We start from the raw sequence: 13,598 nt of genomic DNA, 5'->3' as shown, positions 1-13,598 counted from the left end.
GCCCGAGCCCGCCGCACCGGAAGGCAGCGCCGCATGCCCGTCCCCCTGCCCGACGACGCCTCCGTCCTGTTGCTGCCGCCGGACGCCGCCGAGGTCGCCTGCGTGGCGCGCGGCGTCATTTCCGCCGTCGCTCCGCGGGGCGGGCTGACCGGTCTGCAGCAGACGCTGCTGGCGGCGATGTTCCACTCGCTGACCGGGTTCGACATCGATCCGCTGGCGGTGCAGGCCGAGCTGGCCGAGAAGCCTTACGGCGCGAGGGATCTCGCCGAGGATCTGCACCGGCGCAACGCGGCGTTCCGGGGCCGGATCGTGCAGACGATGGTCACCGCCGAGCTGGTGCTGGACCCGCTGCCGCCGGAGGTGGCCAGCCGGGTCGCGGAGTTCGCCGCGGAGCTGTCGGTCCACGACGACCTGGAGGACGTGCTGCTCGGCCACGCCGACTCCGGGCGCCGGCTGGCCGCGATCGACTTCGACCGCAACGGGTATCTGCACGACTTCGACGTCCGCCACACGCAGCAGCTGCACGTCGGCGACGGCGCCCTGACCGGACCGTGGACCCCGGTCGAGGACGACCCGGCGCTGGCCGCACGCTGGGCCTCGCTCGGGGAGCTGCCGGCCGGGACGCTCGGGCGCGGCGTATACGACTTCTACAAGACGCGCGGCTTCACCTTCCCCGGCGCCCCGGGCTCCGCCCCGCCGCTGCTGGCGCAGCACGACTGGGTGCACATCCTGGCCGACTACGGGACCCGGGTCGAGTCAGAGATCGAGATCTTCGCCTTCATCGCCCGCGCGAACGACGACCTGCACGCGTTCTCGTTGCTGGCCATGGTGGTGAGCCTGTTCGAGACCGGCGCCCTGGCCGCCGGCGCCGGCCTGTTCCAGGCCGACCGCGGGCACCTGTCGCAGCCGGGCATGGCGGTCCGCTTCGGCGACGCGCTGCGCCGCGCGGCGCTGTGCACGGGCAGCAACGACTTCATGGCCACCGACTGGTTCGCGGTCGCCGACAAGCCGGTGGCGGTACTGCGCAAGGAGCTGCTGCTGCCGCCCAAGAGCGCGGAAGCGGTCACGGCGGGCAGCGTCGGCCCGTGGGACGCTGGAGGGATCAGCCCGTTCCAGCTCAACGCCGGGCGCAAGCTGGCCGAGGCTGAAGGGCGGGAATACGCGGGCCCTGCCGTGGGGTAAGGGGTTTGTCATGGCCGAGGAGTTCGTGCCCTTATGCCCTTATGCAGAAAAGGGGCGAGGCCCAGGGTTTTGCCCGCCCTGGGCCTCTCCACACTTCAAAGGTGTGGTGCCGTCGTAGTGCGCACGCCGATGGCGTTTAAGAAAGCGGGTAAATCTGAGGCACCGCGCTCTTCCTATTGAGCTATCCCCGCATGAGAGAGCAGGGAACAGGGCTCGAACCTGCAACCTCGGTGTTGGACCCGCTTCCGGTCGATCCGGCGATGGACGGCGAGGGCTAAGCTTGGAGCGAGAGTCTGAGCTTCATCACTGCTGCCTCTACCTGCTTGGGCTACCTCCGCACGGTTTGGCGGAGAGAGGGATTCGAACCCCCACTGTCACAGTGTTCGTCAGTTTCAGGCGTCACATTAAGCTTGGTCGCTCGCCGCCGATCCTAGCGAAACCTCAGGCGAACAGGTAACCGAATACCGCCTCGCCGACCCGCTGGTCGCTGACCTCGAAGGTGTTGGCCTCCTCGCGGGCGAACTTCACCGCCTGGCTCAGCTTCTCCACGCGCTCCACGAGCTCGTTGACCCGCTGCGCGGGCAGCGCGCCGGAGAACTTGGTCTGCGTCCAGTAGCCGACCGTGATGTCCTCGTAGTAGACCTCGACCTGCGCCGGGTGCTTCTCGGTGGCCTCCGCCTTCACGTGGTTGCGCGGCACCTTCTTGGTGCGAAGCGTGCGCACCGGTTCGGTGCGGTACCAGTCCGTGGAGGGGTCGGCGGTCCAGGACTCGGCGGCGTCCAGCACCGGCAGCTTCTTGACGAAGGTGTTCAGGTCGGCGAGCTGCTTCTCCAGGAACAACAGGTAGGACACCGGCACGTCGCGCAGCAGCGTGCGGCCCTCGACGACGACGTCGGCGCGCGCCACGCAGTTCGCCCAGTCCTTGGTGGCGGTGACGTCGAACAGCCGGGTCAGGCCGGCGGAGATCTGGCGCAGCACGTCCTCGGCCTTGACCTGCACGCGGGTGGACTCCGGCGGCAGCTGCTCGCCGTCCTCGTCCTTGGCCTGGTAGGTGCGGCTCAGCCCGGTGAGCAGGGGCTGCTTCTGGACGTCGTGGTGGGCCTGGGTGAGTTCGGCGTAGGACTTGCTCTTGACGCCCTTCTCGATGGCGATGATCTGGCTGAGTTTCGTGGCCATGATGGTTCCCCCCATGCGGAGCGCATGTCGTTAATCTGATTTGTTCTGATGCAGAGCCTATGGACAGGTGCCGACAATCCGTTGAACGGGTCGGCGGGGCCCGTGGCGTGTGCACGATGATGGCAGAAGTGCCCCGATGGGATGTAGGTAATTTGGCCGACGCGGTGAGGGCTCGAAGTAGTCACTTGAGAGCGCCGGCCGGATCCGGCGTCGGCTCAGATGGTCCAGCCGACCGGGTAGTTGACCACCGGATGGAACGTCGCCCCGGCGGCCTCCGCCTCGCCGCGCGCGATGACGACCATCTCCTTCAAGTGGTCCAGCTGCTTGGCGTGCTCCTCGGTGTCCCAGACGCTGACGTGCACGGCCGAGCCCTGCGGCGAGACCGCCGCGTAGAAGTGCAGGATCCCCGGCAGCTGGTTGATGGCCGGGATCAGGTATTCCGAGATCCGCATGTTCATGGCTTCGATCTCGGCGAAGCGCTCGGGCTCGTAGGTGAACCGCGAGACGCGGACGAACGCCGTCGCGGGCAACGACTCGGTCATGGTGAACTCCCCACCCTGGATCAATTACATTACGATCGGCAATCCTAACATAATAGGTGATCACCCTGAGCGGTCGAGCGGCCCGGAGACACCCGTCCCGAACCGCCCGACCTGCGAAGCCGAGGCCCTACCGAATCAGCGTCCTACCAAATCGACGCCCTACCGAATCAACGCTCTACCGAACCGGCGCCCTACTCCCGCCCCGCATCCCCCACCTTCAGCGCCCCGAGCACCGCCGAAACCTGCGCCACCACCCCGGCCAGCGACCCGCCGTCCGCACCCCCGACCGTCACCGCCTTGTACTCCGAAGGCACCGGCAGCTTCTCCACGATCTCCGGCAGCCGCCCGATCAGCTCGGCCTGCAACGCCGCCGCCGTCCGAGCGTTCGCGAGCTCCGCCCGCACCCGCTCGCGCTCCAGCTCCAGCACCTGCCGGTCGTGCTCGGCGGCGTGCCGCGCCCGCACCGCCGCGAGCTCGGCGTCCAGCCGCGTCCGAGCCAGCTCCTGCTCCTCCTCCAACCGCAGCCGGGCCATCACGCTCTCCTGCTCGTGCCGCTCCCGTTCCAGGGCCAGCGTGTGCAGCCGCGTCCGGTGCGCCTCGTCCGCGGCCTTGCGCGCGTTGTTCTGCGACTGCTCGTCGCGCCGCGACTGCTCCGCGGCGTCCCGGTCGAACTCGCGCGCCGCGTTGAGCGCCCGCAGCTCGGACAGCTCCCGCTCGTCCGACAGCCGCCGGGTCTCCTGCTTGCGCGACTCGGCCATGCGGCTGTCGGTGATGACGCTGTCCGCCGCCAGCTCCGCCAGCGCCGCGAGCCGCCCCTGCTCGGAACGGAACGGCTTCTGCAGGTTCTCCCACAGCGTCTTGGAGCTGACCACCGCCTCCTTGATCTGCACGGTGACGATCCGCAGGCCCAGGCCGTCCTCGGCCTGCCCGGCGCCCTCGGCCACGCCGCGCAGCCGCGCCGTCAGCTCCTCGATGATCGGCTGCCGGTCGGAGAGCACCTCGTGCACGCTCATCGTGGCGACCTTGTCCTTGATCGCCGCCTCGGCCTGCTCCCGCAGCTGCAGGTTCACCAGCCGCATCGGATCCTCCGGGTCGGAGAAGTCCAGCCGGCGGTAGGCGATGCCGAAGTCCTCGATGATCCACTGCACGTAGGCCTGGACAAGGATGCCCTGGAGCTCGCTGCAGATGCAGAACGCGTTCATCAGGATGGTCTGCATCGCCCCGGGCACGACCAGGAACGAGTCGGTCGCCGGCCGGTAGCGGAAGGACACGCCGAGGCCGATGTGCCGGGGCTCGGTCTCGCCGCGGCGGGTGTGGACGACGAAGGCGTTCGGCGGGACCAGCACCGTCTTCCAGCGTCCGACGCCGGTGATCCGGACCTCGACGCCGTTGGCGGCGGCCGACGCCCCGACGCCAGCGCCACCGCCACCACCGCCGCCCCGGCCCGCGTCGACCTCGGCGGCGAAACGTTCAAGGCGCGCGGCGCGGCCCCGGCTCGGCGCGGCCGGAGCGACGGAGCCGGCCGGGGCGGGCGGCGCGGGCATCGAGGGCGCGGGCAGCCGCGCGTCCGCCACACCCCGGACCTGGTCGGATGAAGGAACCTGCGGGCGCGGACTGCCGGAGGCCGAAACGGCGCCGGGGCCGGCGTTCGTCGCCGCGTAGCCCTTGGAGCGCAGGTCCGACTCCAGCCGCTCCTGATTGGCCAAGACGTCGTCGAGATAGGTGTTGCGACCTTGGTCTGGCACGATGTCACCCCCTGGATAGTCGCGATGGTGTCGGAACCGTAGCAGGGCTCGACGACACTCGGAGCCGGAACGCGGCAGCGGGCCAGAGATGCCGAAGTGGCCCTTGGGCCGGTCCGGTCCGGCCGGATACGCTCGTCGGGCATGGAGACCCTCGAGAACCCCTTCTGGGGCGACGACTGGACCGAGATCCGTGCCCTGTTCGACACCCTCCAGCCGGGCCACGCCTACCTGAACCACGGCGGCTTCGGCAACTCCCCGCGCACCGTCCTGCTCAACCAACAGCAGTGGCAGGACCGGATGAACGCGAACGCCACCCGCTTCTTCCGCCGGGAGCTGGCACCGGGGATGGCCACGGCCAGCCGCGCCGCCGCGGAGTTCCTCGGCGCGCCGGCCGGCGACCAGGTCGCGCTGGTCACGAACGTCACCACCGCCGTCACGATCGCCATCGGCTCGGTGCCGCTGGCAGCCGGGGACGAGGTGCTGGTCACCGACCACGGCTACCTGACCTCGACCTGGGCCGTCGAGCGCCGGGCCCGGGAGGCCGGGGCGAGCGTGGTGACCGCGCGGATCCCGCTGACCGCCGACGCCGCGGAGATCGCCGAGACCGTGCTGGCCGCAGTGACGCCGCGCACGAAGGTCGCGCTGATCGACCACGTCTCCTCCTCGACCGCGCGCTTGTTCCCGGTCGAGGACCTGGTGCCGGCGTTGCGGGAACGCGGCGTGATCGTCGTCGTCGACGCCGCACACGCCCCCGGCATGGTGCCGGTCGACCTGGCGGCGCTGAACCCTGACTTCTGGGGCGGGAACCTGCACAAGTGGGGCTACGCGCCGCGCTCGGCCGGGGCGTTCTGGGCCGCGCCGAAGTGGCGCCCGGCACTGCGCAACCCGATCGTGTCGTGGGGCGAGGGCGAGCAGTTCCCGCTGAACCTGCAGGAGATCGGGACGCACGACCCGACGTCCCGTCTGGCCGCACCGAACGGCATCGCCTTCCTGCGCGCGCTGGGCCCGGAACGGGTGCGGGAGCACAACGTGAAGCTCGCCGAGTACGGACAGGCCGCGCTGGCCTCGGCCCTGGACCTCGACCCGGCCACGCTGCCCGGCGACCCCGGGGTGTCGATGCGCCTGGTGCCGCTGCCCGTCGCCGAGGACGACCCGCGCGACCTGCAGGGCGAGATCTCCGACCGGCTCGGCGTGGAGGTGGCGGTGCCGAAGTGGAACGGCCGGCACCTGCTGCGGATCAGCGCGAACATCTACAACGCCCCGGCGGAGTACGACCGGCTCGCGGCGGGGATCCGGTCGGTCCTGGAGGACTGAGGGCCGGGCGGGCGCTGGGGCGGGCCGGGCCGGCGCTGGGGCTGGGGCGGGGGCCGGGGCCGGGGCGGGGGCCGGGCCCGACCTGGCGGCGGGGCCAATCCCGGGAGCACGGCCGGGGCCAGTGAGCCGACTTCGAGATTCGCGAGCGCAATTACGGCGGTGTGCCCTCGCCCGACCTGCGCGTTGGTGCGGAACTCGACTCACGTGGTGCCGGTGAATCTCGAAGTCGGCTCACTAGGGCCGGGCCGGCGGGCCGCCGCGCCACGTCGGCAGGGCGCGCGCGTTGATCGCGACCTCGAACGCCGCGCGCGCCTGGAGCCGGGTGGAGTCCAGGGTCGGCAGCGGCGAGATCCCGGGCGTGACGAGCAGCGGGATCTCGGTGCAGACCAGGGCGACGGCGTCGCAGCCCGCGGCGGAGAGGTGCTCGATGACGCGGCGGTAGGCGTCGCGGCTGCCGTCGGTGAACACGCCGTTGACGAGCTCGTCGAAGATGATCGTGTCGACGGTGGCCCGGTCGGCGGCGTCGGGGGCGGCCGAGTCGATGCCGCGCGCGGCCAGGGCCCCGGGGTACACGGGCCCTTCCATGGTGAAGCGGGTGCCGAGGATGCCGACCTTGCGGTGGCCGCGGGCGGCGGCCTCGTCGGCGACGACCTCGGCGATGTGCAGGCCGGGGATCGGGTAGGGGTCGCCGTCGAGCTCGAAGGCCAGGTGGGCGGTGTTGTCGGGGCAGATGAAGAAGTCGGCGCCGGCGGCTGCGAGCCGCTCGGCGCTCTCGCGCAGGATGTCCCGGACGGCGTGGTAGTCGCCTGATTCCCAGTACGGCATGGAGCGGGCCAGCGGGATCAGGTCGAGGGTGACGTCCGGGTGGTCGTGCGGGCCGAGGCGGGCGAAGCCTTCGCGGCAGAAGGTCTGGAAGGACAGGGCGGCGCCTTCGGCGGAGTGGGCGAGGATGCCAAGGTGGCGGTGGTCGCGGTTCTGCATCGGACCATTGTCCCGGCAGTCCCGGCGCCCGGGGCGTTCCGCTCGGCGGCGTAGTCGGCGATGCTGGAAGCGTGCGGCTGCGACGGGAACGGGGCGCCGGCTGGCGGATCGCGGTGGGCGACCGGCGGACGATGACGATGGCACTGTGGCTGCGGGACGCCTCGGGGATGGCCCCGGACTTGGATCCCGCGATCCCACCGCTGGACCCACCGGTGCCGGTGGACAAGGACCTGGCGGCGCTGGCCGGACCCCACGCCACCGCGCAGTGGACCGGACTGTGGCTCGGCCTGTGGGAGGGCCGGCTGGAGGACTGGTTCGCCCAACAGACGCTCGGCCCACCCGGCTTCGAACTCCTGGTCCGCTCCCCGGAACTGAAGACGCTGGTCGAAGCAGGCTTCCGCGACGCCTCGCGCTGGTCGTCCGACTACCGCCCGCTGGCCCCGCGCAGCAGCGGCGCCCCGCCCTACATCGCGCGCGAACCCGGCGCGGTGGTGAAGCAGCTGGAGGCCGAACTCGGCCGGCAGGCCCGGGAGTTCGAGCTCGACATCACGGTGCTGCCGGTGGCCGGGCGGGTGTTCTGGCTGCTCGCCGACGGCACGCTGGTGGTGAGCGAGAACCTGCTGCGGGACGTGCGGGCGTTTCGGGCGCTGCTTTATGACGTGCTGTCGGGCGTGGTGTAGGGCTACGGTCTGGGCCGTGACTGAGGCCGAGGTCGAGTGGGAGGCGCTGCCGGAAGCACTTCGAGCGCGAGTGGACGAGTTCGTACTGGTGGACGAGTGGTTCGCCGCTGTCCATACGCTGTGGACCAGCCGCAGCGGTGCGGAGCGTATCTCGCTTCAGGACTGTCAACGGCTCGTGTTCCGACGGCGAAGCACGCTTGCCGACCGCGTCCAGCCCAAGCCCGAGCCGCCCCGCGACCTGGCGACGTTGATCGCCGAGGTCTGCGAGCTGCCGGACCGTCCCGACGCGATCGAAGCGATCTGGGACGGCGACTCCGTCGGCTGGATGGTGCTGCTCGTGGCCGTGACCACCGATCCGCGCGCCGAGCACGAACTGGCGATGATCCGGCACGGAGGCGACATCCGGCTGTTCAACGGCCGGGTGCCGCCGTGGACGGAATCCGAGGAGGCCACCGAGCTGGGAACGGGGCTGGCGAAGCATTTCAGCGTCCCGTTCTACTTCGAGCACCCCGACGCGCCGGACCTGCCCGATGTCCGCTGGTGGGACACGCTGTAGCGGCCCGCCCCCGCACCCGGCGGCTACTGTGAGAATCATGACCGCCCCCGCCAAGCGCCCGGGCCGCCGACCCGGTTCGGCCGACACCCGCGGCGAGATCCTGGACGCGGCGCGCGCCGAGTTCGCCTCGCGGGGGTACGAGAAGGCGACGGTGCGGGGTATCGCGCGGGCGGCCGGTGTGGACTCGGCGCTGGTGCACCACTACTTCGGGTCGAAGGACCGGGTGTTCCTGGCGGCGCTGGAGTTCCCGGTGGATCCGGCGGTGGTGCTGGAGCAGGTGGCCGGGGACGCGGCGGGGGTCGGGGAGCGGCTGGCGCGGTTCGTGGTCGGGCTGTGGGAGGTGCCGCAGGCGCGGGAGCGGTTGCTGGCGGTGCTGCGGACGATCGCGTCGAACGAGGAGATGGCGGCGTTGGTGCGCGGGTTCGCGCAGCCGCGGCTGATCGCGCCGTTGGCGGCGTGGGTCGGCGGGGCGGACGCCGAGGCGCGGGTGGAGATGGCGTTGGCGCAGATCATCGGGTTGGCGATGGCGCGGTATGTGATCCGGGTGGAGCCGGTGGCTTCGCTGGGTTCTGAGGAGTTGGTGGCGTTGCTGGCTCCGGCTTTGCAGCGGCTTTTGGGCTAGCGCAAAAGATCAGCGCAGCGAGAATCAGCGCGGCAAAATCGGCCCAGCGAGAATCGGCGCGGTAAGAATCAGCGCAGCAAAAAGTAGGCGGCGCGGCCCGAACCCGTCTCCGGGTCCGAACCACGCCGCCTGTCCGAGGGGGTCGGGTTCCGTGCGCGTCGGCGCCTACCCCTTTGCCGGCTCGCTTCCGCGTCGCGGCAGCATCGCCGCCACGACGCCGGCCGCGGCCACCGCGATCGCCGCGCCGATCATCGCGCCGCCGTAGCCCGCGGCCAGCGCGGACTTCGGGCTGCCGCCGTGGCCGGCGGCGATGTGCGCGGAGACCGTGGACAGCGCGGCCAGGCCGATGGCGCCGCCGACCTGGCGGGAGGTGTTGATCAGGCCGGAGGCCAGGCCGGCCTCGTGCCGCGGCATGCCGGCGGTTCCGGCGACGGCCAGCGGCGTCATGGCCAGGCCCATGCCGAACGTGAGCAGCATCAGCGGGCCCAGGACGTCGACGGTGTACGAGCCGCCGGCCGGGAAGCGCGACAGCCAGGCCAGGCCGACGGCCGCGACCACCGGGCCGACCAGCAGCAGCGGACGCGGGCCGATCCGGGGCAGCGCCCGGGTGGCCAGCATGGTGCCGAGCACGATCATCGCCGAGCCGGGCACGAAGGCGAACCCGGCCCGCAGCGCGTCGAACCCGAGCACCTGCTGCAGGTACAGGCTGACGTAGAACCACATCGCGAACATGCCGGCGCCGATCAGCAGCGCGGCGACGTCCGCCACGGCCAGCGAGCGGTTCCGGAACACGCGCAGCGGCACCAGGGCGTGCTTGCTGCGCGCCTCCAGCAGGACGAACAGCGCCAGCAGCACCACGCCGCCGAACAGCGGCGCGAGCACCGCGCCGGAGCCCCAGCTGTGCGTGTCGGTGGTGACGACGCCGTAGACGATGCCGGTCAGGCCGAGCGTGACGGTGATGGCGCCGGGCAGGTCCAGCGTCCGCAGCGTGGCGCCGCGGCCCCGGGTGCGGGCGATCAGCGGCACCGCGGCCAGGATCAGCACCACGCCGACCGGCACGTTGACGAACAGCACCCAGCGCCAGCTCACCCACTGCGTGAGCATCCCGCCGACGACGGCGCCCATCGCCCCGCCGGCCGCCATCGTGGCGCTCCAGGCGCCCAGCGCCTTGGTCCGCTCGCGCGGGTCGGTGAACGTGGTCATGATCAGCGTCATGGTCGCCGGGGCGAGCACCGCGCCGGCCAGACCCTGCACCGAGCGGGCCGCGATGAGCAGCGTGCCGGTGTCGGCCATGCCGCCGGCCAGGCTGGCGGCGGTGAAGCCGACCAGGCCGGTGAGGAACACCGGCTTGGCGCCGAACAGATCGGCGGCACGTCCGCCGAACAGCAGCAGGCCGGCGAACCCGAGCGCGTAGGCGTTGACGACCCACTGCACGCCGGTCGGCGACAGGTCCAGCGCGCCGCGCATGGCGGGCAGCGCGACGTTCACGATGCTCACGTCGAGCACCACCATGAACTGGGCGACACACGCGATGATCAGCAGCGCGGTCTTGTTGCCCACCCGCGAGCCGCCGGCGCGCGGGCCCGGCACGGCCGCGGCCTGCGCGGACGACGCCGATGACGCCGATGACGCGGACGACGGTGGCGTGTCGGCTATCTGATCGGTCGAAGACAAGGGACCCTCCCCGGAGCGCGTTTAATTTTAGAGTGACTCTAATGATAGACGAAGTCCAGCTAGTATTTATTTCATGGAGACCGGAGCTGGAGCACCCGACGCGGCCGACGCGCTCGCCGCGCCTGAACACGGCAAGCTCGACCCGCGCAGCGACCCGCCCCAGAGCGACCCGCCGCAGCTGGGCCTGCGCGAACGCAAGAAGCAGCGCACCCGCCGAGCCATCCACGACGCCGCGATGACCCTGTTCGCCGAGCGCGGCTACGACCACGTCACGATGGCCGAGATCGCCCGCGCCGCCGACGTCGCCCCGGCCACGGTGTTCACGCACTACGCGTCGAAGGAAGACCTGGTCTGGGAGCTGCGGCACGAGGCCAACGACCGGCTGCGCACCGCGCTGCGCTCGCGCGCGCCGGAGATCGGCGTGCTGGCGGCGGTGAAGGAGTGGCAGCAGGAGATGTACCGGTACTACGTCCAGACGCCGGAGCAGGTGGAGCGTTCACGGACGTTCTCACGGCTGCTCAGGGAGTACCCGACGCTGTGGACGCGGTCGGTGGGGTTCATGTACGAGCGGCAGAACCTGCTCACGGAGTTGATGATCGAGCAGTACCCGCAGGCTGACCGCTTCCAGCTGGAGATCGCGGCGGCTCAGATCGCGGGGGCGGTGCAGGCGGCGCAGGTGCGCTACCAGAGGGACTTGGCTGCGGGGATGGGCAAGGACGAGTTGCTGGCGCGCGCCGACGCTCGTTCGGAGCAGGTGTACGAGCAGCTGGCTCGGGGGTTGGCGGAGGTGCTGTAGGCGGCGCTGCTGTCTTCTCCGCTTCTACAGAGCGTCCAGTCGTCTGACGACCGTGTTGAGCGTCGGCCAAGGAGGCCCCTCGCGCAGTGAACGCAGCAGTGCGCCAGGCTGCGACCATCGCGAGAACGAGCTGCCGGCACTCGTCGAGCAGTTCTTGGTCGACGTTCGGGTAAAGCTCGCGTACCGCCTCGGCGACGTGCGCGAGATCGAACTCGACGGGTCCGCGGCAGCACGTCTCAAGGTCGACGAACAGCGGGCCGTTCTTCGTGCTGAGCACGTTGCCCGGATGCGGCTCGCCGTGGAGCAGTTGCTCTGCGGCGCCGCGGTCTTCGATCGCACGTCGCAGGCTTCTCAGTCTGCTGCTGAGGAACGCGCGGTCCGTGTCGGCGAGAATGTCTTCCGCTTCCGCGGCGCGGTCCGTGAATCGTGGGCTCGGCGTCTCAACGGTGCGCATGCCGGCGTGCAGTTGCTCCAGTGCCTTGGCGTTCGTAGTAGGTCCACAGCGTCACCGTGAAGCCGTCGCGTGAGCTCGATCTCGAACTGCCCGGCGTCATGTCCCGCAGGGGCGACCCGGGCAAGCACGTCGCACGGCGTCAGCCGCAACGCCAGCCGGTTCGAGTCGTGCAGGACGACGGCGTCGTCGGCCGGCAGGCCGAGCGATGCGGCGACCGAGGTCGCGGCTGCGATCGCGCGTGCGACGTCGGTCGTGTCCATCCCCGAATCGTGGCACAGATGAGTTCGGCGGTCCTTGACACCCGTTCCGTCTCGGGCAGAAACTCATCGCATGATGAATTACGCGGTCGAGGTGCGCGGGCTGCGCGTCGTGCGCGGCGGGCAGGTGGTGCTGCACGCCGTGGACGCGCAGGTGGAGGCCGGTTCGGTCACCGGGTTGCTGGGGCCGTCGGGGTGCGGGAAGACGACGCTGCTGCGCTCCGTGGTCGGCGTGCAGAAGGTGGCCGGCGGCGAGGTGCGGGTACTCGGGGCGCCGGCGGGCAGTGCGGCGCTGCGCGACCGGATCGGGTACGTGACTCAGGCCCCTTCGGTCTACGGCGACCTGTCGGTGATCGAGAACCTGCGCTACTTCGCGGCCGTGCTGGGCGCGCCGCACGAGGATCCCGATCGGGTGATCGCGGCCGTGGGGCTGGAGGGCAGGGAAGGCGCGCGGGCCGACCGGTTGTCCGGCGGGCAGCGGGCGCGGGTGTCGTTGGCTGCGGCGCTGCTCGGGACGCCGCGGGTGCTGGTGCTCGACGAGCCGACGGTCGGGCTGGATCCGGTGCTGCGGGCCGAGCTGTGGGGGCTGTTCCATCGGCTGGCGGGCGGCGCTGATCCGGTGACGTTCCTCATCTCCAGCCACGTCATGGACGAGGCCTCGCGCTGCACGCGGCTGCTGCTCATGCGCGAGGGGCGCATCCTGGCCTCCGACACGCCCGAGGGGCTGCTGGCCCGGACCGGCGCGAGCGATGTCGAGGACGCGTTCCTGCGGCTGGTGGGGGCGGCGGCATGAGCGGGAGCGGGATGAGCCGGAGCGGCATGAACGGCAGCGGCGGCATGAGCCTGCGGCGTACCACCGCCACCGCGCGCCGGGTCCTGGAGCAGCTGCGGCACGATCCGCGCACGATCGCGCTGATGCTGGTCGTACCCTGCGTCCTGATCAGCCTGCTGAAGTGGGTCTTCGACGCCTCGCCGCACGTGTTCCAGTCGATCGGCGCGGCACTGCTGGGGATCTTCCCGTTCATCGTGATGTTCCTGGTCACCTCGGTCGGCATGCTGCGCGAGCGGACCAGCGGCACCCTGGAGCGGCTGCTGACGATGCCGCTGGCCAAGGGCGACCTGCTCGGCGGGTACGCGCTGGCGTTCGGCACGGTCGCGCTGGTGCAGGCGCTGCTGGTGTCGGCGCTGACGATCGGACCGCTGGGGCTGTCGGTGGCCGGGCCGGCGTGGGCGGTGGTGCTGGTCGCGGTACTCGACGCACTGCTGGGGACGGCGTTGGGGCTGTTCACGAGCGCGTTCGCGCGGACGGAGTTCCAGGCGGTGCAGTTCCTGCCGGCGTTCGTACTGCCGCAGTTCCTGCTCTGCGGGCTGTTCACGCCGCGCGACCGGATGCAGACGGTGCTGCGCTGGGTGTCGGACGTGATGCCGTTGTCGTACGCCGTGGACGCGATGGACAAGATCACGTCGCGGTCCGCGGTGAGCGGCGGACTGATCGCCGACATGGCTATCATCGCCGGTGCCGGGGTGCTCGCGCTGGCGCTGGGCGCTGTGACGCTGCGTCGCCGGACGGAGTGAGCGGCGCGGCCGACGAAGGCCGGTCACGGCCGACGACAGAAGGA

13 protein-coding genes and 1 pseudogene are annotated in these 13,598 nt (G+C 71.2%); 8 read left to right on the top strand and 6 right to left on the bottom strand.

The genetic code is table 11. The features are described from left to right. The first annotated feature begins 33 nt into the window (after positions 1-33). Complete coding sequence (locus ABH920_RS43020; RefSeq protein WP_370355100.1) at positions 34-1,182, top strand: hypothetical protein; 1,149 nt, start codon at positions 34-36, stop codon at positions 1,180-1,182. Between the two features lie 441 nt (positions 1,183-1,623). Here the strand turns inward: ABH920_RS43020 and ABH920_RS43015 are convergent, their stop codons facing one another. The 3 genes from ABH920_RS43015 to ABH920_RS43005 all read right to left on the bottom strand — a co-directional run bounded on the left by ABH920_RS43015 (position 1,624) and on the right by ABH920_RS43005 (position 4,645). Then, a complete protein-coding gene (locus ABH920_RS43015; protein ID WP_370355099.1) occupies positions 1,624-2,358 on the bottom strand; it encodes a hypothetical protein in 735 nt (244 codons plus the stop codon). A 215-nt stretch (positions 2,359-2,573) separates the two neighbouring features. Further along, positions 2,574-2,900: a hypothetical protein gene (locus ABH920_RS43010; RefSeq protein ID WP_370355098.1), complete on the bottom strand. Its 327-nt coding sequence runs from the start codon at positions 2,898-2,900 to the stop codon at positions 2,574-2,576. Positions 2,901-3,091: 191 nt separating this feature from the next. Then, positions 3,092-4,645 (bottom strand): SPFH domain-containing protein, encoded by a 1,554-nt coding sequence (locus tag ABH920_RS43005; RefSeq protein WP_370355097.1) that lies wholly within the window; start codon positions 4,643-4,645, stop codon positions 3,092-3,094. A gap of 141 nt (positions 4,646-4,786) precedes the next feature. Here ABH920_RS43005 and ABH920_RS43000 point away from each other — a divergent pair, with 141 nt between their 5' ends. Next, entirely contained in the window at positions 4,787-5,959 is a 1,173-nt protein-coding gene (locus tag ABH920_RS43000; protein WP_370355096.1) for an aminotransferase class V-fold PLP-dependent enzyme, read from the top strand. Positions 5,960-6,193: 234 nt separating this feature from the next. Here ABH920_RS43000 and ABH920_RS42995 read toward each other — a convergent pair whose 3' ends face one another. Continuing rightward, on the bottom strand, positions 6,194-6,940 hold the full coding sequence (locus tag ABH920_RS42995; protein WP_370355095.1) for an aspartate/glutamate racemase family protein: 747 nt from the start codon (positions 6,938-6,940) through the stop codon (positions 6,194-6,196). A 71-nt stretch (positions 6,941-7,011) separates the two neighbouring features. Between ABH920_RS42995 and ABH920_RS42990 the strand changes: the two genes are divergently transcribed. From ABH920_RS42990 to ABH920_RS42980, 3 genes are read left to right on the top strand one after another with little or no spacing between them, the layout of a single operon-like run. Beyond that, the gene (locus tag ABH920_RS42990) at positions 7,012-7,620 is read left to right on the top strand and encodes a hypothetical protein (RefSeq protein ID WP_370355094.1); all 609 of its coding nucleotides are present in this window, start codon (positions 7,012-7,014) and stop codon (positions 7,618-7,620) included. A gap of 16 nt (positions 7,621-7,636) precedes the next feature. Then, positions 7,637-8,176, top strand: a complete 540-nt coding sequence (locus ABH920_RS42985) for a hypothetical protein (protein WP_370355093.1) — start codon at positions 7,637-7,639, stop codon at positions 8,174-8,176. A 37-nt stretch (positions 8,177-8,213) separates the two neighbouring features. Beyond that, a complete protein-coding gene (locus ABH920_RS42980) occupies positions 8,214-8,798 on the top strand; it encodes a TetR family transcriptional regulator (RefSeq protein ID WP_370355092.1) in 585 nt (194 codons plus the stop codon). A gap of 165 nt (positions 8,799-8,963) precedes the next feature. Here the strand turns inward: ABH920_RS42980 and ABH920_RS42975 are convergent, their stop codons facing one another. After that, positions 8,964-10,472 (bottom strand): MFS transporter, encoded by a 1,509-nt coding sequence (locus tag ABH920_RS42975; protein WP_370355091.1) that lies wholly within the window; start codon positions 10,470-10,472, stop codon positions 8,964-8,966. Between the two features lie 73 nt (positions 10,473-10,545). Here ABH920_RS42975 and ABH920_RS42970 point away from each other — a divergent pair, with 73 nt between their 5' ends. Next, the gene (locus ABH920_RS42970) at positions 10,546-11,268 is read left to right on the top strand and encodes a TetR/AcrR family transcriptional regulator (RefSeq protein WP_370355090.1); all 723 of its coding nucleotides are present in this window, start codon (positions 10,546-10,548) and stop codon (positions 11,266-11,268) included. A 24-nt stretch (positions 11,269-11,292) separates the two neighbouring features. On the opposite strand, the pseudogene ABH920_RS42965 reads toward ABH920_RS42970, so the two are convergent. Continuing rightward, positions 11,293-11,982 (bottom strand): annotated as a pseudogene (locus tag ABH920_RS42965) (phosphotransferase family protein). A gap of 70 nt (positions 11,983-12,052) precedes the next feature. Between ABH920_RS42965 and ABH920_RS42960 the strand changes: the two are divergent. Both ABH920_RS42960 and ABH920_RS42955 read left to right on the top strand, forming a co-directional pair. Beyond that, on the top strand, positions 12,053-12,772 hold the full coding sequence (locus ABH920_RS42960) for an ABC transporter ATP-binding protein (protein WP_370355089.1): 720 nt from the start codon (positions 12,053-12,055) through the stop codon (positions 12,770-12,772). Further along, the gene (locus tag ABH920_RS42955) at positions 12,769-13,554 is read left to right on the top strand and encodes an ABC transporter permease (RefSeq protein ID WP_370355088.1); all 786 of its coding nucleotides are present in this window, start codon (positions 12,769-12,771) and stop codon (positions 13,552-13,554) included. The genes ABH920_RS42960 and ABH920_RS42955 overlap by 4 nt, the downstream gene beginning before the upstream one ends. Positions 13,555-13,598: the final 44 nt, after the last annotated feature.

This window comes from Catenulispora sp. EB89, from assembly GCF_041261445.1.
In the GTDB taxonomy this organism is placed as follows: Bacteria; Actinomycetota; Actinomycetes; order Streptomycetales; family Catenulisporaceae; genus Catenulispora.
This window is presented reverse-complemented; position numbering and strand designations above follow the sequence as displayed.

Excerpts from the sequence above, each read along its gene's own strand:
- ABH920_RS43020 (WP_370355100.1), top strand. The coding sequence starts at position 34 with ATGCCCGTCCCCCTGCCCGACGACGCCTCCGTCCTGTTGCTGCCGCCG.
- ABH920_RS43015 (WP_370355099.1), bottom strand. The coding sequence starts at position 2,358 with ATGGCCACGAAACTCAGCCAGATCATCGCCATCGAGAAGGGCGTCAAG.
- ABH920_RS43010 (WP_370355098.1), bottom strand. The coding sequence starts at position 2,900 with ATGACCGAGTCGTTGCCCGCGACGGCGTTCGTCCGCGTCTCGCGGTTC.
- ABH920_RS43000 (WP_370355096.1), top strand. The coding sequence starts at position 4,787 with ATGGAGACCCTCGAGAACCCCTTCTGGGGCGACGACTGGACCGAGATC.
- ABH920_RS42995 (WP_370355095.1), bottom strand. The coding sequence starts at position 6,940 with ATGCAGAACCGCGACCACCGCCACCTTGGCATCCTCGCCCACTCCGCC.
- ABH920_RS42980 (WP_370355092.1), top strand. The coding sequence starts at position 8,214 with ATGACCGCCCCCGCCAAGCGCCCGGGCCGCCGACCCGGTTCGGCCGAC.
- ABH920_RS42970 (WP_370355090.1), top strand. The coding sequence starts at position 10,546 with ATGGAGACCGGAGCTGGAGCACCCGACGCGGCCGACGCGCTCGCCGCG.
- ABH920_RS42960 (WP_370355089.1), top strand. The coding sequence starts at position 12,053 with ATGATGAATTACGCGGTCGAGGTGCGCGGGCTGCGCGTCGTGCGCGGC.
- ABH920_RS42955 (WP_370355088.1), top strand. The coding sequence starts at position 12,769 with ATGAGCGGGAGCGGGATGAGCCGGAGCGGCATGAACGGCAGCGGCGGC.